Origin of the sequence: Butyrivibrio proteoclasticus B316, from assembly GCF_000145035.1 — a bacterium.
Taxonomy (GTDB): Bacteria; Bacillota; Clostridia; order Lachnospirales; family Lachnospiraceae; genus Butyrivibrio; species Butyrivibrio proteoclasticus.
The window spans coordinates 11,124-36,904 of record NC_014390.1; the positions used below are offsets into that span (position 1 = coordinate 11,124).

A 25,781-nucleotide genomic window follows, 5' to 3' on the forward strand; every position below is an offset into this window, starting at 1 on the left:
TAAAGAGATCAAGGCAGGCATTGTATGCTGCGGAGATGGAACTTATGTAAAGATCCTTGAAGTAATGCCTCTTAACTACTATCAGAAAGATGTTGTTGATAAGAACAAGATAACTGATGCATTCCTTCAGATGTTCAAGACCTGTCCTAATAACATTCATATCAAGATGAGGACAGAAAAGTCTGATACGAATGTGATCGTTAATACTATCAGGGAAAACTACAGAAGAGAAAATAACCCAAAGCTAGCTGAAATGGCTGAAAGCTATATTGCTCATATCTCGACTTTGCAGAACGCTGATACAGTTGATAAAAGGTTCTATATCATTTATCAGTACGAGGGTGAGAATGGCAAGATCAGCAGGGAATTTACTGATATCTACAGAAACATGAAGAGTATCGAGTATGACCTTCGTTCAAAACTCACGAGCTGCGGAAATCTTGTTATAACACCTAAAAATGAAGACTATCATGCATGTGAAGTTCTTTATAAGTATTACAACCCTTTGTCATGTATAGGCGAAACATTGCAGGACAGAATAGACAGGGTAGTAACAGACTATGAAATGACAGATGGTGCCATAGGTGAGGCAAAGGAAGCTGACTACATTGCACCAAGAGGACTTTCAAGCAAGGCTACTAAAGACTGGATCCTGATGGATGGAATGTATCACACATGGCTTGTGATGAGAGACAATACTTTCCCTCCTATTGTTCAGACAGGATGGCTTGATAACATACCGATAGACTACGGCATTGATGTTGATATCATCGCCAAGAGACTTAACAGAAGCACTGTTGAGACAGGCCTTAAGCAGATGAGGAAATATAAGTATTCTTCCTTTAACGCTAACAGGACCAACTTCGACAAAGCAGAATCTATATCAAAAGAGATCCAGAATGCAGAATACATAAAGCAGTGCATGAGTAACTATGATGAAGACCTCTTTAGCTGTGAAGTGATAATTACTGTAAGAGCAGAGACATATGCTCTTATGAGGGAACTTAAGAACTCTATTCAGAAGCACCTTGAGGGTCTTTCAATCTACACATCAACATCATTCCTCGCTGCACATGAGTGGCTTAAAAATACAGCACCGGATATGTATGTGACAAAGAGCTTTTTCAAAAAGTATTCGCACAACATGCTTACAAGAAATATGGCTCAGCTATATCCTTTCACCTCAATGTCACTTTTTGACAATGAAGGATATGTTGTTGGACGAAATGTACAGGGTTCTTCACTTGTTTCATTCAATAACTTCAATACACAGCTGTATTCAAACGGAAATATAGTAATCATGGGTACGCCAGGTTCTGGTAAGTCATTCCTTGAAATGATGCTTGCATCAAGAATGAGGATGATGGGAGTAAGGACCATGTTCATTCTTCCGTTAAAGGCTCACGAGTATTACAACGCCTGCGAGAAGATGGGAGGAGAGTACATAAAGTTTATCCCCGGTGGTAAGACCTGTGTAAACATCATGGAAATAAGACCTCAGGTTTCCGCAAGCGGAGAACTTTTGGAAGATACAGATGAGGCAGACGGAATGGATGCACCCCTTCTTGCCAGAAAGATAGCTTCTCTTTGTGCTTTCCTTCAGCTCAATATGCTGGACGATCACTTATCAACTTCTGAGAAGAACAGATTTAACGTTCTTTGTACGAAGTTGTATGCAAACTATGGAATCACTTCAAATAACGATTCTATCTGGCTTAACAAGGAAAAGAGGATATTAAAGCCTATGCCTATCCTTCAGGACCTTAACGATGCTCTTAAGGAAGATCCGGTCCTTTCAAGGGTAAGAGATGCGCTAAGTCCTTACATGTACGGAGGAATGTTCAGTAACTTTAACGGACCTACAAACGTAAACCTTAATAACCAGTACCTTATATTTGACGTAGATAAGACTTCAATAAGTGAGGATTACCTTCCTGCGATGATGTATATCGCATTTGACTGCTGCTACGACCTTGCAAAGCAGAGCCTTAAACATAAGGATGCAATATTCATGGATGAGGTTTGGCTCATGATGCAGAACGAGGATTGTGCAAAGCAGGTTAAGGAAATGGTTAAGATCATCCGTGGATATGGTTCATGTACCGTACTGGCTACTCAGGATATCGGAGACTTCCTAAGAAGCAACGATGGTCTTGGAGAATCTATCCTTGCTGCATCAAAGATTAAGTTCTTCCTCAGGATCGAGGATATGGAAATAAACAACGTGGCAAGGGTTGTAGATCTAAATGCCAACGACAGGGCAAACTTCAAGAAGTTCCCAGCTCATGGAAGGGCGCTTCTTATGTCGGATAAAGATAAGATTTTGATTGACCTTATTTCCTCAGAAGAAGAGATCAAGACCTATACAACCGATGTTAACCTTCGTAAAAAGTTTTCTAAAAAGACCGGTTGATTTTAGGTGAAAGATAAGCGTCTTTTGTATAAAACAACAGCTGATTAGTATAAAAAACTGATATGTAATGACCTCCTGTCAAGCAAAAAATGACTGGAATCACCACAAACATATTTAATTGTTGCTGAAGGCACCTTGAAAGAGCCTCGGGGTATCAGTTCCCGGCATTGGCCACTCTGATATACGTGGATTGGTTACCGACAGGTCAATGGTCCGCCGTGAGCTCTACCGTCTAGTTGCGTGGATCACAAATTTCTCTGTGCCAACATAGTTTTATCGTAGATAGCTCTAACCTTGAAATGGCCGAAGCCCTTTCAAGATGTCTTCAGTTGGTACTTGTTGGTGGCCAGATGTAAATGGCGTAAGCCATCTTACATCTGCTTGATTACCCGCTATAACAGCGGGGTGAAGATGTCAAGGCTGCGAAGCACCGCCCACGGCGGCTTGGCCTTGATATCGGAGGCGCGATGTTATACCTGATCATGCTATATTATCGGTTATCATGCCCCACATGAAGCAGGCAAGTTCTCTTGCTATTGCAGTTTTAGCCACATTGTGTTTCTTGCTTTTACCAAGAACCATTTTGTAAAACTTGCGTCTTAGCCTTTCATTAGCTTTATCAGCATATGCAATGACTTGAGGTGAGTTGCCAATCTGACGGGATTTAAGTGCTTTTGATTTATGTCCGATTTGTCCTTTGCTGTATGACTGGGATGATTCTATAAGAAGCTGTCTAACATGACGATTTCCGGCTTTTGTGATTCCAAGCCTTGACTTTTCATCACCACTGGATTCTTCACCAGGCACAAGTCCAAGATATGCAGCAAACTGATTGGCTGATGCAAAACGTTTGAAATCACCTACTTCAACCAATACAGATAGTGCTGTGTGAGTTTGAACCCCGATGAAACAGCAGAGTTTTTTAACAGGCTCTCTGTATTCATCTTTTAAAGCAAGTTCTTCTATTCGCTTGTCTAAACGTTCAAGCTTATCTCTCAAGTTTATGTAGGTCAGCAGATATTCATCGAGTATTTCTTTATACAGTGCCTCAGGCTTTAATGATTTTAACCAGTTCACATGAGCTTCTGTCCAGTGACTTTTTCCTTCATAGCGATAGTCGTGGCGAAGACAAAACGAAAGTATTTGTTGCTTCACTTTCTTGAGTGCAAGCTTATGATCATCTCTCATACGGAGAAACTCTTTTGTTTCTTCATCTGTAGAAGTAGGAACATGAACAGGACTGTAATTGTGCTGAGCCAGACATTTGCCAATCAATTCAGCATCACGTTTATCAGTTTTAATTCTTTTGCCACTACGCGGTTCAAGCATAGTGGTTGGTGCAAGTATCACACAGTTAACGTTATGATTAGTTAACTGATGATATAAAGTATAGCCGAGACATCCGGCTTCATAACCGCATATAAAGTTTGTATCATTTCCGTAGATGGTTCTAAGGAATTCCAGATATTTTAGGACTTCCTTGTAATCAGCGTGGGTGCGCCTTGTATGAGACGCCTTCTCTGTTTCGATTAAATAATCGCAGAGAGTAAAACTTTCCTTATGTACATCCATTCCTACGTAAACTGTGATATTATTCATTTAGTGACCTCCCTTTGTATGCGGTAATCCCTGTTACCATTGACTCAACATCTTTAGTATACAGGTAAATCCACGTTGCTACATAGTGGAGGTCATTACATATTGTCTAGTGCTGTAGCAGATATAAAGACGTTTTAGGTGAAAAACAATCATTTTAATGCAAAGGGAAAACAGCCGGAACAAGTTTTTAGTGGAAACACATATATTTTTCCACTAAACAAGGCTATTTATATGCGAAACAGTACGTTTTTAGCATAAAAGGAGAATAAACATGCCAGAATTAGCACCAGAGACCAGAGTTACCGTAAATCTATTAAATAAGTTTGGCGCTCTTACAATTGACCAGATAAAGAAGATGTATGAGGGAACAAGGTTTAATCCAAAGCCTATGATCTCGTTTCTGTGTAACAGCAGGATAATACAGTTTCTTGATGACAACTACGCTGTTCTTCAGAACAGACCACAGTATAGTCCAGAGACGCTGTACTGCCTTTGGGTAATGCTGGATAAGATAAAGGAATCAAATATAGCCAGGACAGATGAGATTAGGTCAGCAAATCCCTGTGATAATGGCGTAGAAGTTTGCTTTATCAATAAGGCTAAGATGATAGAGTATATAGCATTCATCGATAAGAACAGTATCTCTAAGGTATCAATGATCCAGGATACATTCTACACATCTACAGGTTGCAAGATTGGAGAAGAAAAAGACAGCAGAAGGCTCTATACATTTGTTGTTAATGATGAGGACGTAATGGATATTCTTGCAGAGATGAACCTCACAATTCCTTTCATGGTTGCCTATGTGGAAGGACCACTTACAGAGGTTCCAAGCATTGAATATTACGAACTTTAAAGACGGTAATTTTAAATCCCAAAGAAAGTAATTTTAAGCCTCAAAGACGGTAAAAATTATTTCCAAAGACGGTAAAAATACCCCTTTTCGCGGAGAGGGCAAATTACCGCCTTTGAACAGTGGTAAGCCGCATGATTTGGGCATTTGATAACTTTTAGGAGCTCAAGCTTAGAAACAGATATGAGCCAAAAATCACATAGGAAACTGTAGTTGAACCAAATGTGAATTTAGTATGAGGAGCATCAGAAATGAATAATAAACCGAGGTATATTGAGGGAACGATGAGGAACAAGATCGTGAATCTTTTACATGTTTCCAGCGTAATTACACCAAGGTCATATAAGCTCTTTGATGAGCCCCAGTCTTCAATCAACAACACCATGTGCAAGATGAAAAGGGAAGGCGTGGTTGAAAAGGGACATAGCGTAGAAGTCTTTGAAAATCTAGTCATATCAAATTACAAGGAAAATCTTGAGAACTATTTTTATGACAATATCCCTGATGAGAACTTAGATTTCTTTGAAGAGTATGGCATAAGGGATATTAAAAGAGCTAAATACAGTAAGGACCAGCTGCAGGCTAATGCTAAGAGAATTATTCGGAGTAGTGAAGTAGTTATCATGATGGACTGTGCTGGCATACCTACACTTCCAGCTGATAAGAAGGACGTAGTAAAAAATAAGACTCTTACAGGCAATGTTTATTATCAAAGTCGTGAGATAAGGAAGTATTCAGGTTATACGGATGATGTTGAGGAGATTGACGGGGAAAAAACGGCAATAGCATCAAGGATAAATGGAACTTTATTATCAGCAGGTGGCAATTACAACGTGTATCACTTTGGAAAAGATATCCAGACATGGTCGGCCCAGGGAGAGTATAAGATAAAATCCTTTATCCAAAACATGCTGGCTAATTACATAAACAAAGAAAGCTGCATGCTGGAAAGCGCGATCATCCTGGCATATGACCTGTGCCTCTTTGAACGGATAATAGACCCACCAAAGAAATATAGGGAAAGATATGAAGGACTTTGTATGACATATGATGACCTCTACATACTTCCCTATGACAGGAACGGAAGGGACATGATAAAGATAATGTCCGAATCAGATTGGCAGGTAAGAATGTATGAAGCCGTCATGGAAGAACCTTATAAAGATACATCTAAGCTTGACTATGTATGTGATTTCTACGATGGCGAAGTATACACCTTTGTTTTCTGCGTACCGAATTTTGCAAGGCTATTACAGTTTGTCCGGAAAGTAAAGTTTGCAGTTCCGCCAAAGGAAACAATACGTGTTATATGTTTTGATTACCAGGCTGAATTTATTAAGAGCATTCTTGATGGCTATGCTGAAATCTTTTCATGTAGCTTCGAGGACTTTTTGAAGGACTGGAATAGTAAGAAGCTTGTTCAGCAAAAGGCTATCTAAAAGCCGAATCAGATATGAACGAATCAGATCAGAGCCTGGTTCACTGTGAACAACAAGGAGAAAAACAAGATGACTACAGAACAGATGATAAAGCTGGCGGTATGCCTTTTGATAATGTCCATCATATTCACGACAGTAAAGGCCGTGCTTATAGGTATCAAAGAAGGGGCTCAGAATGCTAAAGCCCTTATGAACGGAGCTTCCTACGAACAGATACAGGCAAAGAATAAAAAGAAACAGGATGATGAATTTGAAAGAGACTTTAAGAAAATGGATTCAAAGCTATACCGTTATACGCATCCTGTGGAATATATAGGGTGCCTACTCATGAAAAAGCTTAGGGAGAAGGTGGGCTGATGGAAAGTGTTTTTGATAAGTTAAGAGGAAATAACGAAGAGGGAGGAAAGGTCTCCCAGGGAATATCAGACTTTTTTTATGACGTAAAAGAGCATAAAGGAACTTACAGGTCTATCCTTATCACATCGCCCATAGCAGGAATCCTTTTGTCGGGGTGGTTTTGCCAGCTGGTATTAAAGCTGTTCGGCAAGCAGGACCAGATCTATATCGCACAGATCTTTGTTGCTTGGCTTAATACCCCGGGAATTATCCTTGCAGCACTCATAACATTTTTCTTCATGATGGGCGGATACAGATTCCATAAGATAACCAAGAAAGATTACTACGTGGACAGAGAAGGAAAGTTCCTAGTAAGTAAACAGGGACTTCATGGAACAGCCCACTGGCAGACAGAAAAAGAGAGGGATGTGTGTTTTAACAGATCCAAGAATATCAACAACCTTTTGGGAGATATCCTTGGAATGGATGATGAGGGAAGGCTTTATACCTTAAAGGATGACCTTGTTGGTATCAACAGAAATAAGTGCGTGTTTGGTACACCTGGTTCAGGTAAGTCTGCAGCCATCATTGAAAACGACATCCTTCAGTGCATTCGAAGAGAAGAGTCGGCAATCATAACAGACTCAAAAGGAGACCTGTATAGGAGACTGTCACAGAAAGCAAGGGATGCAGGATACGTTGTAAGGGTCCTAAACCTTAAGTCTAACGAGCTTAGAAACTCCGATGCATTCCATCTTCTTAAGTACCTTGAAAACGGAGATACTTCAGTAGCAGAGATGTTGGCCAACTGTATCATTGAAAATACCGGTGACGGTCACATGGACTACTGGGCACAGAACGAGCTAAATGGTTATAAGGCACTTCTTCTTTATATCTCAACAAATGAGGCATTAAAGAAGGCTGGAAGAAATACACTGGCTGAGATGTATAACATCTGTACTCAGAATACTCCTCAGCAGCTTGCTACAATGTTCAATGGTCTTCCAAAGACTCATCCGGCAAGACAGGCATTTAATATCTTTGCTAACTGCGCACCGGATGTACAGGGACAGATCCTTAACGGTATGGGTATCAAGCTTTCATTCCTTACTGATTTCTGTGCTCAGCAGATAGTAAGCCATGATGAGATTGACCTTATCCTTCCTATGAAGCAGAAGTGTATGTACTTCGTTGTAATCCCAGATACCAATAAGACTTACAACGTTATTGCAAACCTGTTCTTTAACATGATGCTCATAAAGCAGTGTGAGTATTCCGATTCACTCACAACAAGGCAGAAAGAGAACCAGCTCTTTGTTAATTACATCCTTGATGAGTTTAAGGCAACAGGTGCTATCAACAATTTTGATGGAACTATCACAACAGTAAGATCAAGAAAGATCGGTATCACTACAGTTCTTCAGACGCTTGGACAGCTCAAGGATATGTATCCTGGAGAAGCATATAACACAATCCTTGGATCAATGACAGTAAAGATTCTTCTACGAGCCGGTGATGAAGACACAGGAAGATATTTCAACATAGCATGCGGAAAGCAGACAAGACTTAATAAGGCGGCAAGGTATTCAGATAACCTTGGTGAAACGATCCATACACATAATAGTGAGACCATCACAGAGGGCCTTATTGGAGCTGACCTGCTTACAATAGACGAAACACAAAAGCTCGATGCAAATAAGCTTATCGTCTGCATCCTTGGCTTTGAGCCTGTAAAGCTTAATAAATACCTTAGTAAGTACAATCCATACATGGAAGGCTGTGAAGACCATGAAAGAGTTCCGGGTCGTCACAAACCTCTTTGGAGAAAGCGCCTTGAAGATGCAGAAAAGGAAAAAGCTGAGACGCGAAAGAAATTCAGGGAAGCTTCTGAGGTAAATAAAGAGGAGACTATTGAAGCAGTAGCAGTAGAATCAGAAAACGGCATAGAATACGTCAATCCTCAGACAGGTGAGGCCATATCTATGGACGCTTCTTATGAGACTGAAGACTATTCTGATCAGGCTTTTGAGTACGAACCTGATGCTTATAACGAGCAGGAAGAAGCACCTAAAGAGAGATCTCTTAAGAGAAGAGATAAGTTCACTAGAGTAAACGGAAACAAAGAGCTTGAAAAAGTCCTGGAAAAACTGGGCTGATTGGAGGAAGGTATGTTTAAACTTATGGCTGCACTTTTCATCGTTGCAATTCTTTGGGGAATGGGAAGTAATTCAAGTTCAGAGTACTAAAGACGGACTCTGGATCAAAAGTGAAATGGTTTCAAATGTACCAGAAAGTGAGGGCTGCTATCATAGTGGCCTTCATTTTGCGTTCAAAAATAAGCTATAGTTGCGATAATGGAAGGGTTAGGGTGCGGTAATTCTACAAAATGTGTATATTAGTCAGTATGATGCTGCATTACAATGGATAGATAAAGCTGATGGGAGGCGTATCTCTATGAAGAAGATTGCTATGTTCACGATGGGCACCAGGGGTGATGTCCAGCCATACATATATCTTTCAAAGGGACTTGCAGATGCAGGGTATGATGTGACTTTGGGATCACATCCGTGCTGGAAGGAACTGATCGAATCTTACGGGATTCATTTTGAGCCGGTGGGACCGGATATTGATATTGAGGAAGAGGCGGCTGTAATACGCGGTAAGTCGTCTAATTCCGCTGTCAGTATGATCAGATGCATGAACTTCATTATGAAGATTATTCAGAACTCTACAGGTGAAGTTTATAAGCTTTGTGAAAACAAAGACCTGATTGTGGTGACTCACAGCAAAATGGGAGCGGTAGAAGCAGGTGTTCTCGGTATTCCTACGGTTGATGTGTCGCTTCAGACGGAGATGATCCCTGAGAAAGGAAAGCCCTTAAAATTTTCGGACAGGATCATTGGAAAGCTTATCGGGAAACAGATGAACAAACCATATGACAAGATCCGCAGGCAATACGGGTTAAAACCGATGAAAACCGGTGATGAGATCAGATCTGACTATTATAATCTGATCCCGGTAAGTAAATACGTTCTTGAGGCGAGCCCCTACTGGGAAAAGAATAATATCATAACCGGATATTGGTATGAAGAAGAAAAAGATTATGTCCCTGATGAGAATCTTAGTAAGTTTATTAAAGCAGGCGATCCCCCGGCAATTCTGGCTCTTGGTGCCATGTCCTTTGAAGCAGCTTCGGACAAGGCCAAACTGGATATGTTTGTTAATGCATTTCGGAAAACAGGTTCAAGGGCTGTAATTCAGGGCTTTAAGAAAACAATTGCCGACTATGAACTTCCGGATACCATGATATCCTGCGGCAGTGTCCCGCACAGCTGGCTCTTCGGGCAGGGAAAGTTTGTAATCCACCACTGCGGCTTCGGTACCAGCGCCTCTTCGATGATATACGGGATTCCCTCAATCCCGGTTCCACATGTACTCGACCAGCTCGGCTTTGCAATGCAGCTCGAAAGGATTGATGTTGCAACAAAGCACATTAATGCCAAGGATCTTTCTGAAGAAGCACTTATTGCCGCAATAGAAGAGATGAACAGTACATATGAAACCAAGAAGCGGAATGCTTTATCCATATCAGAAAAGATAAAAACAGAGGATGGGATAGGGGAAGCAGTACGGCTGATCGGAAGTGTCTTGTAGATTACAAGTGCCCTATAGATTATAAATGTCTGTAATGGAGCAAAAGAATTTGTCGGGATGAGTATTGGATTGAATCCTGGGGAAAAGAGGGGGTTAAGCCAAGAGAGTAGCATGAGATTATATCATTATTATGAAAGGGAAAAAGGTCCGTTTCGGAGTATATCTGATCTATCTGATGAGGATGGAGAAAAGGTTCTGGAACAGATTCGCAAGGATAAGCCGGATGTTTTTCTGGCCAAACGGCCATCCGATTATCTTCAGAAGCGGAGACGTTTTGAAGCAATCCTTCGAAACGAATTTATAAAAATCGGTGGAAGACCTGAGAGAGACACCCCGCATTATATGGTAGTGGAAGAAGTGCCGTTTTTTGAAAAATGGTATGAACATACCGCAAGCATTATAATTGATACCGATGAGTTAGATACGAGCATGCTCTCGTTCACTTACGGAGATTCCCACCCTACTTTCAGCGGTAATGTAAAGGATGGGAAAGAATATAGAAATAGGCTTTACAGTTTTGAAGAGATTCAGAATATCATAGACAAGTATGGGCTGCCTCAGGAATGGAATCCGGACTTTAAATATGGGCCGGAATGCTATGTAGAGGTCCAGGTCTGGACTGACCGTGGATTGGAGAAGTGGTTAGAATAAAATGGAAGAAATAAACGATTCAATAGTTATCAAATCAGCTGAAACTGATGAGGAGTTGTGCGGAAGAGGATACGTCCACTGTACTGCATGGCAGGAAGCCTATAGAGGCATAGTATGAAATAGATGAAGTCGGATAATTTTTATCTTTCAGTATAAAATTACTATCTAAGGAGAAAAAATGGAGATTGAATATAAAAAAATAATAAACCAAAAGATGGGTAAAGAAGCTAAAGCCAGAGGATTTAAGATGGTTAGTTTGTCTCCTGGAATATCAAAGTGGCCTATAGCTATATTCAAAAAAAGTGTTGATGGTCATAGTCAAAAGTATGATATAAATCTTGATCTGGTTTACAATAAGGTTATTTTTCGCTGCGGGAAAAATACAATTGAGAAGAAGTACGAGGACGAAGAATCTTATACCAATATTATTTTGGAGTGCGCAAAGTTTATGAATGAAACAGGTTTCAAAATGCTAGATGAAAAAATAGCTAATGAACCAGGTTTTAGAGTAGAAGATCATAGACGCATATTGGAAGGTTACCAGACATTAGCGGATGAGTTTGTCAACAAGAATAATATAGACGAAACTATCGCGTTTGGTGACAGAATATATTTGATAGTTTCAAAGATTAATGAGCTTAAAAATATGGATTGGGGAAGTATAAAAGAGGAGCTCTTATTAATTGGGGCGTATTATTGCGCTACTCTTCTTACTTACCCTGATACAAGAATTGGAGGACTAGAGGCAGGAATGATCAAAAAGCCTGATAGAAGCACTATTTATGGCCCTAATGGAATAGTTGACCCTCTTTTTAATGTGTATAATGCGTGGATGAAAGATGATGATGAGTCAATTAAGCGTAGTTGTGCAGACGTCATGGCTAAAGAAGAGTATGAGGCTTTTGATTGGAAATTCTAATAGCCTAGAGGTTACTAATGTCACAAATCAATTACCTGCACTCTTTTTGAGGGAGTAATACTAGCCAAGACCGGAAAAATAGAAGAAGCAAAGCTTCAATATTTTTATAGAAAAAAGTTTTGAAATACGGGGAAAGAGATATGTTTAAATTATTTAAAAAGTCAGCAGCAGTTTAGCTGGCTGTAGGAATTATGTCATCAACTATGACAGCTATGCTGCTGAGGATAATGCTGCGGCAGAAGCATTTTTGAATCAGATTGTAGATGATATTGTGGATGATGTAATAGATGGCGGCGAGCTTACAGAAGAGGCAGAAGAAATATGCCGCTGGAGAAAGCAGCACAGAGCCTGTTTACGTTACAAATGTTAATGAAGCAAAGAACGGCGTCGTGCAGGTTAACTATGTTTACGTGGATGATAATGAAAAGTCCCACATTGTAAAAGGTGGCACAGGATTTCTTATATATTTACTAGGAGCGGCTTTGGCCGCTGCTATAGGCGCGTCTGGAGTTGCAGCAGCGGGAGTGGCAGCGCTTTTATGCCTTTGTATAGTTGCTTATGGATGGTTTAAAGGAATAGGTGATCCTAATGGATGCGAGGTAGCATAATGATTAATAGAAAAAAAATAATAATGGAAATAATGGGGGAGGAAGCCGAAAAAAGAGGATTCACTATTGATTTTGAGCGAAAACAAGCATCATTTTGGCCTATAGCAATTTTTAAAAGAACTGGCCCTCAGCAGTTGTTTGAAATAAGGGAAGATTTAGAAGAAAAGGGTAAACTATCGCTTATGCATTTGTTCACAAAAGAGTATGTATTATATTACACCGATAATGAATCTTTTGTTGAAGCTATAAAGAAATTTCAGGCGAAACTAATAGAAGAAGGTTTTGATTTATTAGATAAGAAAAGAAATCAACCATCTTTATCTAAACAAGACTATGATTATGTTTGCCAAAATTATGTAAATCTTGCCCAAAGTTTTGGCTTGAATAATGGAATTGATATTGATAATGTTTCTTTTGGTAATGCTATCGATATTATCGAAAAAAGTATTAGTTCAATGGTGGGTAAGGATTGGGATAGTATAAAGCAAGACTTTTACTCTGTAACAGCCTTCTATATACAACTATTATTACGTATTCCTGATACGAAATTTTATCAGTATGATGGAAAAGTTCTTTACGTAGAAAGAACAGAAGGAAAGAGAAATATGACAGCTGTTATGTCAGTTCTATTTACCGCTTTAAGAGGAAATACGAGACAAAAAGTTATTAGAGGTATTTCTGACTTACTATTGATGAAAGAACTAGAAGAATACGGAATAAAGTGAAGTAATATAGATATGCTTTAGCGATTTATTATAAAAATGTAATTAGTGATAGATCAGAGGTTACTAATGTCACAAATCAATTACAAAAAGAATGTTAAAGAACTGCTGCTTCCAAACGCAGAAGAACACGGTTTCAATATGCGCATTCTCAAGGGGCAGATGACCAAGAAATCATTAGGGTTTTTTGAAAGGACTGTTGGAGAAGTATATCAGTGCTTTGAGATTTATGAAGATTTACTTCGAGAAGGGACTGTCGTGCTTTTGAGCTATCCCTGGGGGAACTTTGAAGTAAACTATTCCGATGAAAAGTCATTTAGAGAGGCTATTGAAACTATAGCTAAGGCAATGAATGACGAAGGCTATAAAGCTTTGGATAAAAAGCTGGTAGAGCCTCGTATTATCTCAGATGATTATTTGTTTATTCGTGATAATTATCTGAAGCTTTCGGATGATTTCTGTAAAGCGCATGGTATTATATCAAAAGATAATAATAGCGATAATCTAAAGCTGGTTACTGATTCTGTGCTTGCGATCCGCGGTAAGGAATACGGAGAGGTAAAAGAGGAAATTCTTCGAATTGCAGCGTTTTATGCTGATGCTTTGATTACAGTATTGAACGGACAAGTGTATTGGGATGATGATAATCAGGTCTTTAAGATTATCAGAGATAATCAGTATAAGTTTGTTAATACTTTGGAAATTGTTTTTGCAAGTTACAAAGCAGATGCTGAAAATGTAGCAATAAACATGATACGAAGCAGCTATGAAAGACTTTTTACAAAAGCAGAGAAAGAAAGTATTTGCACCTAAGTGTAAAGGAAATTAAGGGGAAGAGATGGACACTATGCAATACTCAAATTTATTCATTGAGTGGATATTTTTATACATGTTACCATGCTTGAGTTTATATGCATTGTCACAGTACTACGTAAACTATGAGAATTTGCAAAGAAGTCAGCTTACTAACCTTCTTACGAAGCTTGTAGCGGTAGGACTATTGGTTTTTGTAACATTAAATAAAGAACTATTGATAGTAGAACCATATTTATATTTACTTGATTTGCCGGGAAAATTGAGTGATTCAGGGGAAGCAGTTATTTGTGCACTTGAGATATTGGGAATGGGCATGTTATTCTATATCTTTGTCTGGATAATGAAGATTTATTCAAAGGATTATTATTATTTTGCGGCAGCAAGGAAGTGTATAATTGTTGCTCATGCTGCTTCATTTATGTTAATTTCCGGATATTTGCTATTGGGCGATGGCGCTTATGTTGGCAATTTGCTTGTTTGGCGCGCCCTTATATTGAGTAATCTTGCGCTTACAGTAATGTTCATTCTTATAAGTTCATTCAAAATCTCTATTGGCAAGAGTGGCAAGTATATTTGTTATGATATGCTTTTGGTACAAAAGGCCATTTGGTGTACAGAGACAAAAGCATTTGTATTTGAAAATGATTTTGAAAATGGTTCTGTTACTGTAAAGACGGATAATAATTCTTTGTTTATGCAAACGCTCACGGATGAGCAGAGAATGGCATTAAACATACTAAAGGAGAAAAAACATATGACACCAGATGAAAAATATAAAAAGACCATGAAGGCAGTCATTGGACAAACTGCGATATCGTTGGTTATCGGAATACTCATGATTTTATTAAAATCTGCAGTACTTGCCGGTGTGTTCTTATTTAGCGCATTTATGGGAGTGATTCTTTTATTCGTTCAGTATAAGAACAAAAAGAATTTGGAAAAGGAAACAGAATAACCATGCATTACAATGCTTTTATTTCTTACAAGCATGCGGATCTGGATGATAAGAATCTGATCTGCCTAGGTCCAAATGGTTCCTATAACAGGCTGAAGAGCTATATCCAGACGGCGATAGACATGGATGAACTTCCTAACATCAATAGCCATCTCAATGCCCAAAAGAAGATAAATTGGACAAAAGGCTTGGATATTGCAATGAAGAACGAGGTTACAAACGAGTATTCTTACAGAGAACGCTCTGAACAGGTAAAACTTAGGGGCTTCTTTGAAAAACAACACTAGGAAATTGAAATAAGAAAGATGCTTGCAATGGCGAGCGGATAAAGGTTCTATTCGAAAATAAAGGTGACGGATGCTCTGCGTGTGCAGGGCATTCTTTTTGAAATAAAGTTAGCGGTAACTAACATAAAGTAGTATGATGAAAATATGAAGATAGAAAATCATTGGAAGGGCATGTGCGTAAGCTATGGTTTGGTACGTATTTGTAATTGAAGCGATAGTATTTGCTGCGATTTTTACAACGGTTTTATTTGCTGTTTATCATGGCGATAGAATGTACAGTCCGGAATGCATCCACAATTATCCATCTGATATTCAGGAGGAATACTTCAAGACCCATGATAAGGTGGATGTATCTGGTAAATCCCAAAATGTTATAGTGGAAAAATCCTGTGGTGTATTGATGTTTACTGTGATTCTTACAGTATGCGCGAAGATTGCAGGAACTACCACATTCTGGCAGGGCTTTGGAATTGCCTTTGGCCTTATGGCTTGTATTTGCGCTGATACCTGCTGCACTAGTGGGATTGTTTATAAGTTTGATGAGGTGAATGATTTGTAATGAAGATACAAAGGTCTTTTAAATACAAGTTTTTATTGGGACTGTGCAGGCTGGTTAGATTGCAGAGAGTTATGGAGCTTCCGCCTGAGAAGGCACAGAAGCTTTTCAGAAAAGCATATAAGGGAGTAGTTATCCCCAAAATGCACGATGAACAGTTTGACATAAAGGCTGAGCAGATACTTGGTTCCACATGTCTTTGGTATCGCGATAAAAAGAAAAATGACAGGGCATGCATATATCTCATCGGCGGAGGTATGCTGAACTATCCAAAGCCTGCTCAGGCAAAGGAAGTACTTAAACTTGCAAAGGAAACCGAAGTAGATTTTGTGCTTCCTTATTATCCTCTCGTTCACACGGGAAATACCCTAACAGATGTATACGAGATGATATATGCGTTATACAAAGAGATGTTAAAGACGTATTCACATGAAAATATATATTTCTTGGGAGGCTCCAGCGGAGCGAATCTGGCATTGGGACTTATTTCATACATCAATGATAAAGGCGAAGGTTTGCCGATGCCAGGCAAGGTTTACGCCGGTTCTTCGGGATCTCTGCTCATTACAGATGATGAAAAGAAAAAGGCAGATGAACTGGACAAAACGGATGTAATAATGAGTCAGAAGGCTACACTTTCTGTATGGAAAGGAATGACCGGCGGTAAAAAGGTTGCAGATTATATGGAGTCATTGCAGTTAGGAGATTATACAGGATTAAAGGATGTGTATCTCACTTTTGGTGGTGATGAAGTGTTTACAGCTGCGGCTGACTCTATCAAAGCAAGACTAGAGCAATACGGTGTTAATGTTTCTATGGAGGTTGAGCCTGGGATGTATCACTGTTATGCTGTCATACCACTTGTTAAGGATGCAATGCCAGCCTACAGGAGAATGATTGAATATATTAAGAGGTAAGCAAGGAGAACGATACGATAGAACGTTCTACCGGAATATTATCTTGCAAAAAATGATCTAATATTTCAGTCCGGACCAGATTTTAATCTGGTCCTTCTTTTTTTGAATCAGTACAGTTATAACGTAAGTGGTAAATATAAAGAAATAAGAGTATTGTTGAATACTCCATTCGGTCTACTGCTTCAAATAAAGCTGATAAACTCAAACGATTCATCATTGTCTCCATTATATTTTCGCGAATGACATAATGATATCAGTTTGAAAAAAGTGTATAGACTAGATTGAAAGAGGCAAGTATGCGCGTTGCTCGGTGGCTCTGAAGAATTTTAGCCCACTGATATAGATTACTGCATTTCTTAAAGCCGCACAATATCGGAAATTTTGATGAAATATACTGATTATTTATGTGTATTAATGCGGTTTTGCAGACACCGAGTATATGCTAGTATACTACAGGGCACAATTTGACTATACAAAATGTTTTTTGGTTTTCAGTAGTAATCCATTTTTACAGAGAAGGGATATAAAGCATTATCTATTGCTTTTTCTCAAAATGATAATACAGCAAGGGAGGATAGCTACATGAGTACGAAAAGTATTGGAAAATGGGAGACAGACGCTGGTAGGATTGTAGATTTTGATAAGCTGGGGAAATTTGTTTATCGAAATGATATTGTTAATTCTTTTTTAGATGATCCAAGCAAATGCTTTATTATCGCCGCAAAAGGTATGGGAAAAACACTTTTGTTGTCATATAAGCGATTCTTACTTGAAAGTGATGATTCTAGATCACAGTTATTTATTCCAAATCGACATCCTTATTTATCATTTGTTGAAAATATAACTACGACTCTTTCAAAAGAGCACATTAACAGCCTAAAGGATTGGGAGTTTTGTTCAAGACTATGGACGTTTGTTATTGAGTTGTGTGTGATTTCACACGCGGACATAGATAAAAAAGAGTTTATTGACGAATTGCCGTCAAGAGCAGAAAAGCATAAGGAGTTTTTGTCAGATGCAATCTCGAAAAAAAGATCTATTGACTATATTTTTAATGAGCTTATAGCTAGGGGCGAATCGACTATCCAGAAGATTGTGAATGATTGCTCTAATTATGTCAAAGAGAAATATGCAAATTTACATCAAGGGATGGTTATTTTTTTCGACCGTTTGGATAATGCGTTGGAATTATCCCATGATGAGATATGGACTTCAATTCAGGTTGGTCTGCTTGAGGCTGCTTGGAATATTATGCGTACAAATCCGCACACTAAAGTCTATTTATCAATTAGGCAAGAAGCATATGCCTCGCATCGTTCCAGAAACTCAAGTGCAATTTCATCATCAGTAGTAAAAATTAATTATTCGCCAGCTGAGTTAAGAACGCTTGTTAACCATTTAGTACAATATTATGAAAAAGTTCCGACTATAGAGGAATTTCTTGGAATAGACACTTTTTATAATACTATCGTTTACAGAGATGAAAATGTGTTTGAATTTATGTACAGGTATTCTATTGGAAGACCGCGTGATTTCGTTCAGATATGTGGAGAGCTAGCAACGAAAAAAGATAGTTATAATACTCTCAAAGAAAAGAGAAAGCAATTAAAGCTAGCAGTCAGAGAGGTGTCATCTACCAGCATCATTCCTAGTTTATTTGATGAGGTAAGGATGCTTTTGAAAACACTTAGGACACAAGAGCTTTTTGATAACTTTTTGAAACTCATCTATTCTAATATTTTTACTTATGATGACTTGCAAGATATTTGCAAAAGGTTTAATGAAGTAAACTGTGTGGGTGAGTGTGAGATGTGCCGTTCTGATATGCATCCATTTTGCGATTTATACAATATGGGGCTTTTAGGCGTTGTAGAAAAACAGCCAGGAGAAGAAACAATCACACAGAAATTTAAGAGTCCATATGAAGACTTTATACATGGACTTCAGGGAAAATATTTTTTAATACATCCAGCATTAAGGGAATATATAAAGAGTCTACATAATCATAAGGATAAATACAGGCTTGATCTGGGTATTCTTGTTGGTGATGGACTGGAATGGACAGAAGAAGATGAAAAAAGGTTTTATATAAACAAGTGGATCCGTGAAATGCAGAACCCAGACTATAAACAATACTGTTATTCAATGTTTGAACAGTATGTAAAGGGTGCGCCAATTGCTATTAAAGAAGAAAACTTGTTGGCTAATGGTAGGGTTTCATTAGTTGATAGAAAAAAGAAGGAAGCAATCAAAAATTATGTATTGAAAGGGGAATTCAATATGCCAAAACCAATAACAGCTTTTGTCAGCTATGCGTATGACAGTCCTGAACACCAGGAGAATGTAATCAGTTTCGTTGATATGCTTCTAGGAATGGGAATAGATGCAACTATGGATGTTAAACTTAAAGGGAAATATCCCAATATAGATGAAATGATGACTTATGGACTGTCGCTTGACAAAGTAATCATCGTTCTTTCCGAAGAATATAAGAGAAAGGCTGATGAAGGAGTTGGCGGTGTGTGGAAGGAATTTCAGATGATTGCAGCCGATTTAGAAAAGCATCCGCTGAAATATATTTTTGTTAGCTTTGATTCGTTAACAAACGAACGATCAGAAAAAATATCTCCAAGGCGTATAGGATGTCGATGGATTGTAGATCTAGAGAAGGGACAGAACGATAATTATAGTGAGCTGATCTCGTTCATTACAGAAAAAGAAGAATATGACTTTAGAAAAGTAAATCCGAAGTCTGTACAGCCAGGGCAGAAAACCATTAAACCATTTGGCAAAAAGTAGGCTAGTAAATAAGAGCATGAAAAAGCCGTCCCAATTTTGGGCGGCTTTAATCTTAGTACCAGTTATTTAAATAGTCATCAACAAGGGCTTGCCTTTCTGCTTCCTCAGGATCAACACCCATAAAAGCAGCTTCTTCAGCATCAAAATCCGGGTATCTGTCGTGGATGTCCTGTAGCTTTCTTTCGTAATCTTCCTGCTCATCCCATTCACGCTGCTGCATTTCGCAGAGCTCTTCGATATCCTCTTCATCATCTATAGCATCAGGACAGGTGGGCTGATCCATGTAGCGCTTGTAATCGCTGTCATAGCTTGCAACGCTGTATTTTTTCTGGCGGCCACTCTGTCTATTGTTATCGTTACATTCAGAAAGAATGTAGTTGCATATGTCGTTCTTAGTTATCTTGTTACCTGAAAGAAATCTTTTATCTCCCATGGTTTTTCCTCCTGTTTTTTATATATTGACACAAAAATGTGCATTTTGTCAATTATAGGCAAAGAATTTTCAATCCCATCTAATATCTTATTATCCCCCTAAAGGCCGATAAAATAAAGACTTTTCAAAACTATTACCACTTGTGAAAATATAATAAAAGATATATTATATTAAAATATAAGCATGGTTCACTGTGAACCAAAAACAAAACAAGGAGGAAATAGATTTGAAAAAGCATAGCATGCTTAAGGCTGTATCAGCTGTGGCCATGTCAGCGCTTTTTATTCCGGTACTTGCTGGACCATTGAAGGTAAGTGCAGCGGAAGATACTCCCAAGGTCATTTTTTCGACCATTGACGGAGAGGACGTTGAGATCTCATTAGAGAAAGCCATAAGTAAAGAAAGTACCGGCAGGACCTGGTACTGCAATGATGCTGAAGTTGTGCTGGATGAATCCCATATTGATACCTCAGAAGGGACAACTGCAAGATTAAAGCTCATTAAAGCGACTACAAGAAATCACATGGAGAACTATAAGTGTGTTGATAGAGAGGGTTCACTTGAAGAAGCAGAAGTAGCAAGGCTTTATGTAATAAGCAAGGATAACTATGAGAATGCCGAGCTTATGATCAAGGATATGGAAGCAAGTAGCGGCATGGATCTCTACGCTAAAGACATAACCCTTTATATCGATAAGACACCTTATCCTAACTTTGCACCGCTTAAATTCGTAGAAGACGGAAAAGAAGTAGACAAGGTAAGAGTCAAAAAGGGAACTAATACATACAGCCTCGTTGATACAGTCTTTAAAAGAGAAGTAGAAGCAGTGATAACAGGTGTTGGAGATGAGATAGCCCCAACGATCAAGTATTTAAAGATAAAAGGAGACATGGCTGATAAGTTTGCCTTTGAAAAGACTGTAGAAGCCTTGGCATCTGATGAAGAAAGCGGTCTTCCAGATGACGCTTACTATTTTGAGAAAGATGAAAAGCTTTCTTCTGCGGTAAAACTTCTTGTTGTAGAGGGTGCTTCAGCAGATGACCTTTTGGGCATTACCTGGAGCAAAGATACTGAGTATGTGGTTACAGACAATGGAACCTATACCTTGTTTGTAAGGGATAAGGCAGGCAATGTAGCTTATAAGGACATAAATGTTTCAAAGATAAGCACATCTTCTCCAAGCATCACGGAAGTATCCCTTGGCAAAGAAGATGAGAAGCCGTACCTTTATGTTGTGGCAAAAGATCCTGACAACCAGCCTCTTATGTATAAATTAAACGATGGCAAGTGGCAGGAGTCAGATAAGCTCTTTGACCTTAAGGAAGGTGATAACTTTGTTGTAGTTAAGAACGAAGCCGGTGTTGTTACTTCCCTAAAGAAGTATGTATATTTAAGCCTTTATACAGGAAAAGAAGAGGGGCTTAGTGAAAAGAGCTTGTATAACTATATAAAGGTTTCACCTGCATCATGGACCAATGGATCTGTATCAGTATCACTTGTACTTCCTGATTCCATTATTGAGAAGCTTTCTGTATCTCCTTATTCCATAAACGGAGCTGCATTTTCAGCAAACAGGACAAAGACTGTTTCAGCAAATGAAGAGACGGTTCAGTTCACAGTTAAGGATATCTACGGAAACACTCATACATCACAGGTATATACTGTAACAAACATAGATAAGGAAAAGCCTTCACTGGAAGTTGTATCAAAGAGCGGTTCCTTTACAATTAAGGCTGCAGACTCTGGATCAGGTATTGCCAAGATCACAGTATCATCATCAAGTGCAAGTAACTATGTCATAAAAGCTAATTCATCAGACAAGGTTTCATCAGACAATGCAACCTATAAAGCTCCTTCAAATGGCACATACCAGTTTACTGTATATGACTATGCTGGTAATACAACAACAGTATCCGGAACGATGTCCTATTATACAAAGGAAAACGGAAAGGTTCAGACAGCGGCTAAAAGTTCTGGAACAACAACTAAGACTTCAAGTACCACATCTAAGAGCTCAGCTGCAACAACAAAAAGCTCAAGCAAGACTTCAACCGCTTCTGTAGATAAGAAATATGCGGAAGAAGAAAAGACTTCATCCGCTACTTTAGGAGCAAAGAAGGATACTGAAAAGAAAGATAATAAAAAGACTGCTTCTAAGGACGTTTCAAGTGAGCCTGTTGTAGTTAAAGAGGAGAGAAGGATTATTTCAAATGCTGGAAACAGCGTAAGCCCCGATCTTCCGGAAGCAGAAAAGATAGAAGTAATAAGAGAGCAGGACCCGGCTCTTTCAAGTCCTCCTCAGATGCAGACAACAGAAAAACTTGATAATACAAATGAAAAGCGTCTTAAGGGTCTGGTAATCCTTATCATAGCAGCAAGTGCGGCAGCTGTTTTAGTTGCCATTTGGGTAAATTCAGTTAAGGGCAGAGAAAAAGACGATTTTAGTTTCAGAAAGTAAGATACAAAAATACCACGGCTGGCATGGCCGTGGCATTTTTTATGTTATCTGTAAAAAAGGAGGCCCAACAAAGTGGGCAAAAACAAATCACTTAACCTGATATTATATTATCACAAATATGTGCTTTTTGTCAATATAAACTTCATGGTTTTTCTTCTCCTTTATTCCCAATCAGTTCTCGTATTCTCAGATTCTATCTGTATTTCTAAGGAAATGACAGTTTAATTTCTCACTTGCTTAATATTATAATACGTTATATTATATTTAAAAGTAATACCAAGGAGAAAAAACATGCATAAAAGGATAATTGCATTTTTGATGGCTGTGGTAATGACTGTAGGGGCATGCCCCATAAAAGCTAAAGCCGCGCAGCCGGTAGCAGTAAGTAGATTAAAAGATTCAGTTGGAACTGTTGTATACCTCCTTAAGGAAGTCTTTAAGGACAGATATGAAAAGACAGAGGAGGAAATAAAGGAGCTGGTCAGGGAAAAAGGCTATGACTATTCGCTTTCCATGGATTCGTTCTATGATCAGCCAAGTCCATACAAGGACGCAGATTATATCAGGTATCTCTCAGCTTATATGAGCTGCAAGAAATACGCACAGGAGAACAATAAGGCTGCACTACTACTTTGTGAGATTCCTTTCCTAACATACGAAGTAAAAGAGCAGTCAGTCAAGGAGTATGTTCCGACAAAGATTCCCCTATACCTAGCGTCGGATCAGATCCTTGACGAGTTCATCCTTGCTGGAGATCAGTACATCCTGGAGCCTACAGAAGTGGATGTATATGAGCAGCAGCAAAACGGACACTTCAAGACAACAGGGGAAAAGGAACTAATAACTCCGGAAACAAAGGATGTTTCCTATATTGATGTAACGCTCAACGTGATAAGCCCTGATGACATCTTTGAGGTAATGGGGATAGATAAAGAGCTGGTTGAAGATGACTATGAAAGGCGATCTGACATGATAAGGCGCGTCATTTCAAACCAGAATATTGCACAGACCGTGTTCATAAACCTTCCAACAGTCCCCATGGCATCAAGCGAAGTACTTGCTGAGTATGCTTCCTATATAGAAGGGGCAGAGGGCATAAGAAAGACCATCATCCAGACAGCGCTTTCTCTTGTAGGAAGAGTTCCTTATGAATGGGGAGGAAAGGCTTCCCACCCTGGATATGACACTTTGTGGTGGTCCTATAACGAAGAAAATGGACTCCAGCACGGCCTTGACTGCTCGGGATTTGTGCAGTGGACATACATGACATCAGGCTTTCCAAGTGACATATACGGTAAGCTCCACTCAACAAAGGCAATCCTATCAAGCAGCTTAAAAAGAGTAAGTAAGGAAAAACCTAAAGCCGGGAGACGTCGGGGTAACGAACAGGCTTGGAACAAACCATACAGGAATCTACATAGGAGATGGACTGTGGTGTCACTGTTCATCTGATAAGAAGACAGTAACAGTAGGAAGATATGGCAACTTTAGCGTGTATTACAGCCCATCTGACGGAGTAGAAACAATTGATGAATCCATCATCAGAGCTTATGCAGAAGGGGACGTCAATTATGGCAACTATGCAAATAGTTATAATATAACGAATAATATTGACACACAAAAATCGTTATACTATACTTATAACTATAATTCAGAAGAAGAGATGCTGCTTGCAAAGCTCATTACGCTAAGAGCCAGAGGCGAAGGCATGAATTGCTGGATCGCGATCGGCGAAGTAATGAGAAACAGAGTTGTTTCGGATATGTTTCCTGATTCACTCTACGATGTCATCTACCAGAATGCAGGCAAAGCGGAACTTGCCGAGATAGAACCACCAGAGGAGATAGTAAATGTCGCAAAAATGGTCCTTTCCGGAAAGCTCTCAGTCCTTGCAAATGAAAAAGCAGTATTTTTCTTAGACATAAGGGATATGGAAGAAACAGATGAATCTTCTGAGGAAGAGACGGATGAAGAGACCGTATCTGAGGAAGAAAAAGAGGAAGAACATTCCTGGGAAAGTTATCCCTGGTTCACTACCATAAACGGCTATGTGTTCTATTCACTGTAAAAGGAAAGAAAAAGGAGAAAAAGCAAATGGCAAAGCTAGATTTACAGGCTGATTCAGTTGAAGAGCTTACAAAGGGCATCAACCCTCCTAAAAAGCTTAAAGCTGTAGTTGCAGCTCCTAAGGAGGATGCAAAGGAAAAAGAAGAGCCTAAGGAAGAAGCAAAAAAGGAGCAGGGAACTTTGAATGAAAGCGCACCTGTAAAGAGAGGACCTGGAAGACCAAAGAAAAGAAAGATCGATCAGATGTCTGAAGCTGATGCCATAAGACTCCACGTACAGAGAAACACATACGCTGTGCAGAAGGCATCAGAGGAAGCAAAGAAGGATGTATATGCATCTGAACACATCTTTGTTGAAGATGGCGATGAGGCCATGGTCGAGACAGATGCCACACACAGAAAAGAAGAGTGGCTTGAGCTTGTTGCTTCCGCAACAGAGGACAGGATCCTTAAGGGAACGATAACTTCTATTACAGAGATCCCTTCAGCAAAGGATGAAGATGATCCTGATTACATCCCTGACTTCATGGCAAAAGTAAGATTCAAGACCGGACAGTTCACCGTGAACATCCCTTCATACGTTCTTTACTATTACCACTACGAGAGAATGAACAGGGCAATGGCCATGGACATCCAAAAGAACATGATGAGACGTCTTGGTGCTGAGATCGATTTCGTAGTCAGATATGTTGATGAAAAGACAGGTACTGTTTACGGCGACAGACTTTCAGCTCTTGGTATGAGAGGTGTAAAGAACTACACATCAATAAATGGAAGAAGACCTAACATCCAGGTTGGAGAACTTGTTCAGGCCAAGATCATCGCTGTAGCAAGAGAGTACATTACAGTAGATGCTGCAGGAGCTGAGATAAGGATTCCTATCGAAGAGATCAGCTGGCTCTATGTTGCAGATGCAAGAGACTTTGATGGTGTCAAGACAGCAGAGTGCTACAAGGTAGGCGGAAGGGTAAATGTAAAGATCCTTTCAGTAGCAACAGAAAGAGTAAAGGTTGCAAACTCCTATTACACACTTGTAAAGGCAACCGGCTCTATCAAGCAGGCTAAGCCAAACCCAAGACTTAGATACTTCTCAGAATTCAATCCTGGAGACCTGTACGCAGGTGTTATTACAGGAATCACAGAAAGCGGCGTCTTTGTAAATCTTGATAACAAGATGGACTGTGTATGTAAGCATCCATCATCCGGAAGAAGAATGCCAATCATGGGTGAGTCAGTAATTGTAAAGATTAATTCCAAGGATGAAGAAAAGAAGTTCATCTACGGAAGCTTAAAGTGATAT

General features: G+C 39.2%; 22 protein-coding genes. 20 read left to right on the forward strand and 2 right to left on the reverse strand.

Going from position 1 to position 25,781, the window contains the following annotated elements:
* The first annotated feature begins 64 nt into the window (after window positions 1-64).
* Window positions 65-2,413 (forward strand): VirB4 family type IV secretion system protein, encoded by a 2,349-nt coding sequence (locus tag BPR_RS21675; RefSeq protein WP_013283023.1) that lies wholly within the window; start codon window positions 65-67, stop codon window positions 2,411-2,413.
* A 480-nt stretch (window positions 2,414-2,893) separates the two neighbouring features.
* Here the strand turns inward: BPR_RS21675 and BPR_RS18445 are convergent, their stop codons facing one another.
* Window positions 2,894-4,012: an IS110 family RNA-guided transposase gene (locus BPR_RS18445; RefSeq protein ID WP_013280040.1), complete on the reverse strand. Its 1,119-nt coding sequence runs from the start codon at window positions 4,010-4,012 to the stop codon at window positions 2,894-2,896.
* Window positions 4,013-4,283: 271 nt separating this feature from the next.
* Here BPR_RS18445 and BPR_RS18450 point away from each other — a divergent pair, with 271 nt between their 5' ends.
* The 15 genes from BPR_RS18450 to BPR_RS20200 all read left to right on the forward strand — a co-directional run bounded on the left by BPR_RS18450 (window position 4,284) and on the right by BPR_RS20200 (window position 19,524).
* Entirely contained in the window at window positions 4,284-4,868 is a 585-nt protein-coding gene (locus tag BPR_RS18450; protein ID WP_013283024.1) for a hypothetical protein, read from the forward strand.
* A gap of 248 nt (window positions 4,869-5,116) precedes the next feature.
* Window positions 5,117-6,304, forward strand: a complete 1,188-nt coding sequence (locus BPR_RS18455; protein WP_013283025.1) for a hypothetical protein — start codon at window positions 5,117-5,119, stop codon at window positions 6,302-6,304.
* 69 nt (window positions 6,305-6,373) lie between these two features.
* Window positions 6,374-6,661, forward strand: a complete 288-nt coding sequence (locus BPR_RS18460) for a hypothetical protein (RefSeq protein ID WP_013283026.1) — start codon at window positions 6,374-6,376, stop codon at window positions 6,659-6,661.
* Entirely contained in the window at window positions 6,661-8,796 is a 2,136-nt protein-coding gene (locus BPR_RS18465; protein WP_013283027.1) for a VirD4-like conjugal transfer protein, CD1115 family, read from the forward strand. Before BPR_RS18460 ends, BPR_RS18465 begins: the two co-directional genes overlap by 1 nt.
* Before the next feature lie 298 nt (window positions 8,797-9,094).
* Window positions 9,095-10,294: a glycosyltransferase gene (locus tag BPR_RS18470; RefSeq protein WP_013283028.1), complete on the forward strand. Its 1,200-nt coding sequence runs from the start codon at window positions 9,095-9,097 to the stop codon at window positions 10,292-10,294.
* A 57-nt stretch (window positions 10,295-10,351) separates the two neighbouring features.
* Window positions 10,352-10,945: a hypothetical protein gene (locus BPR_RS18475; protein WP_242662281.1), complete on the forward strand. Its 594-nt coding sequence runs from the start codon at window positions 10,352-10,354 to the stop codon at window positions 10,943-10,945.
* Between the two features lie 178 nt (window positions 10,946-11,123).
* Complete coding sequence (locus BPR_RS18480) at window positions 11,124-11,864, forward strand: hypothetical protein (protein ID WP_013283030.1); 741 nt, start codon at window positions 11,124-11,126, stop codon at window positions 11,862-11,864.
* A gap of 287 nt (window positions 11,865-12,151) precedes the next feature.
* Window positions 12,152-12,472: a hypothetical protein gene (locus tag BPR_RS18485; RefSeq protein ID WP_013283031.1), complete on the forward strand. Its 321-nt coding sequence runs from the start codon at window positions 12,152-12,154 to the stop codon at window positions 12,470-12,472.
* Window positions 12,472-13,197 (forward strand): hypothetical protein, encoded by a 726-nt coding sequence (locus tag BPR_RS18490; protein WP_013283032.1) that lies wholly within the window; start codon window positions 12,472-12,474, stop codon window positions 13,195-13,197. Before BPR_RS18485 ends, BPR_RS18490 begins: the two co-directional genes overlap by 1 nt.
* Window positions 13,198-13,263: 66 nt before the next feature.
* The gene (locus BPR_RS18495; RefSeq protein ID WP_013283033.1) at window positions 13,264-14,007 is read left to right on the forward strand and encodes a hypothetical protein; all 744 of its coding nucleotides are present in this window, start codon (window positions 13,264-13,266) and stop codon (window positions 14,005-14,007) included.
* Between the two features lie 103 nt (window positions 14,008-14,110).
* Window positions 14,111-14,965 (forward strand): hypothetical protein, encoded by an 855-nt coding sequence (locus BPR_RS18500; RefSeq protein ID WP_207636513.1) that lies wholly within the window; start codon window positions 14,111-14,113, stop codon window positions 14,963-14,965.
* A 2-nt stretch (window positions 14,966-14,967) separates the two neighbouring features.
* On the forward strand, window positions 14,968-15,252 hold the full coding sequence (locus BPR_RS18505; protein ID WP_013283035.1) for a YbeD family protein: 285 nt from the start codon (window positions 14,968-14,970) through the stop codon (window positions 15,250-15,252).
* Between the two features lie 184 nt (window positions 15,253-15,436).
* Complete coding sequence (locus BPR_RS18510) at window positions 15,437-15,811, forward strand: hypothetical protein (RefSeq protein WP_013283036.1); 375 nt, start codon at window positions 15,437-15,439, stop codon at window positions 15,809-15,811.
* Complete coding sequence (locus BPR_RS18515; RefSeq protein WP_013283037.1) at window positions 15,811-16,725, forward strand: alpha/beta hydrolase; 915 nt, start codon at window positions 15,811-15,813, stop codon at window positions 16,723-16,725. Before BPR_RS18510 ends, BPR_RS18515 begins: the two co-directional genes overlap by 1 nt.
* A 582-nt stretch (window positions 16,726-17,307) precedes the next feature.
* Window positions 17,308-19,524 carry a P-loop ATPase, Sll1717 family gene (locus BPR_RS20200; RefSeq protein WP_013283038.1) on the forward strand — a complete coding sequence of 739 codons (2,217 nt, stop codon included), beginning with the start codon at window positions 17,308-17,310 and terminating at the stop codon, window positions 19,522-19,524.
* Window positions 19,525-19,576: 52 nt separating this feature from the next.
* Here the strand turns inward: BPR_RS20200 and BPR_RS18525 are convergent, their stop codons facing one another.
* Window positions 19,577-19,957 (reverse strand): hypothetical protein, encoded by a 381-nt coding sequence (locus BPR_RS18525; protein ID WP_013283039.1) that lies wholly within the window; start codon window positions 19,955-19,957, stop codon window positions 19,577-19,579.
* A 226-nt stretch (window positions 19,958-20,183) separates the two neighbouring features.
* Here BPR_RS18525 and BPR_RS18530 point away from each other — a divergent pair, with 226 nt between their 5' ends.
* The 4 genes from BPR_RS18530 (at window position 20,184) to BPR_RS18545 (ending at window position 25,778) form a co-directional block, all read left to right on the forward strand.
* The gene (locus BPR_RS18530; RefSeq protein WP_013283040.1) at window positions 20,184-22,415 is read left to right on the forward strand and encodes a hypothetical protein; all 2,232 of its coding nucleotides are present in this window, start codon (window positions 20,184-20,186) and stop codon (window positions 22,413-22,415) included.
* Window positions 22,416-22,706: 291 nt separating this feature from the next.
* Window positions 22,707-23,867, forward strand: a complete 1,161-nt coding sequence (locus BPR_RS18535; RefSeq protein ID WP_013283041.1) for an NlpC/P60 family protein — start codon at window positions 22,707-22,709, stop codon at window positions 23,865-23,867.
* A 40-nt stretch (window positions 23,868-23,907) separates the two neighbouring features.
* Entirely contained in the window at window positions 23,908-24,483 is a 576-nt protein-coding gene (locus tag BPR_RS18540; protein ID WP_013283042.1) for a cell wall hydrolase, read from the forward strand.
* Between the two features lie 26 nt (window positions 24,484-24,509).
* Entirely contained in the window at window positions 24,510-25,778 is a 1,269-nt protein-coding gene (locus BPR_RS18545; protein WP_013283043.1) for a S1 RNA-binding domain-containing protein, read from the forward strand.
* Window positions 25,779-25,781 lie beyond the last annotated feature (3 nt).

Coding starts and splice junctions, on each gene's coding strand:
- BPR_RS21675 (WP_013283023.1), top strand. CDS start 65: ATGCCTCTTAACTACTATCAGAAAGATGTTGTTGATAAGAACAAGATA.
- BPR_RS18480 (WP_013283030.1), top strand. CDS start 11,124: ATGGAGATTGAATATAAAAAAATAATAAACCAAAAGATGGGTAAAGAA.
- BPR_RS18490 (WP_013283032.1), top strand. CDS start 12,472: ATGATTAATAGAAAAAAAATAATAATGGAAATAATGGGGGAGGAAGCC.
- BPR_RS18465 (WP_013283027.1), top strand. CDS start 6,661: ATGGAAAGTGTTTTTGATAAGTTAAGAGGAAATAACGAAGAGGGAGGA.
- BPR_RS20200 (WP_013283038.1), top strand. CDS start 17,308: ATGAGTACGAAAAGTATTGGAAAATGGGAGACAGACGCTGGTAGGATT.
- BPR_RS18510 (WP_013283036.1), top strand. CDS start 15,437: ATGGTTTGGTACGTATTTGTAATTGAAGCGATAGTATTTGCTGCGATT.
- BPR_RS18545 (WP_013283043.1), top strand. CDS start 24,510: ATGGCAAAGCTAGATTTACAGGCTGATTCAGTTGAAGAGCTTACAAAG.
- BPR_RS18445 (WP_013280040.1), bottom strand. CDS start 4,012: ATGAATAATATCACAGTTTACGTAGGAATGGATGTACATAAGGAAAGT.
- BPR_RS18455 (WP_013283025.1), top strand. CDS start 5,117: ATGAATAATAAACCGAGGTATATTGAGGGAACGATGAGGAACAAGATC.
- BPR_RS18460 (WP_013283026.1), top strand. CDS start 6,374: ATGACTACAGAACAGATGATAAAGCTGGCGGTATGCCTTTTGATAATG.
- BPR_RS18470 (WP_013283028.1), top strand. CDS start 9,095: ATGAAGAAGATTGCTATGTTCACGATGGGCACCAGGGGTGATGTCCAG.
- BPR_RS18505 (WP_013283035.1), top strand. CDS start 14,968: ATGCATTACAATGCTTTTATTTCTTACAAGCATGCGGATCTGGATGAT.
- BPR_RS18535 (WP_013283041.1), top strand. CDS start 22,707: ATGCATAAAAGGATAATTGCATTTTTGATGGCTGTGGTAATGACTGTA.
- BPR_RS18475 (WP_242662281.1), top strand. CDS start 10,352: ATGAGTATTGGATTGAATCCTGGGGAAAAGAGGGGGTTAAGCCAAGAG.
- BPR_RS18450 (WP_013283024.1), top strand. CDS start 4,284: ATGCCAGAATTAGCACCAGAGACCAGAGTTACCGTAAATCTATTAAAT.
- BPR_RS18485 (WP_013283031.1), top strand. CDS start 12,152: ATGGCGGCGAGCTTACAGAAGAGGCAGAAGAAATATGCCGCTGGAGAA.
- BPR_RS18515 (WP_013283037.1), top strand. CDS start 15,811: ATGAAGATACAAAGGTCTTTTAAATACAAGTTTTTATTGGGACTGTGC.
- BPR_RS18525 (WP_013283039.1), bottom strand. CDS start 19,957: ATGGGAGATAAAAGATTTCTTTCAGGTAACAAGATAACTAAGAACGAC.
- BPR_RS18495 (WP_013283033.1), top strand. CDS start 13,264: ATGTCACAAATCAATTACAAAAAGAATGTTAAAGAACTGCTGCTTCCA.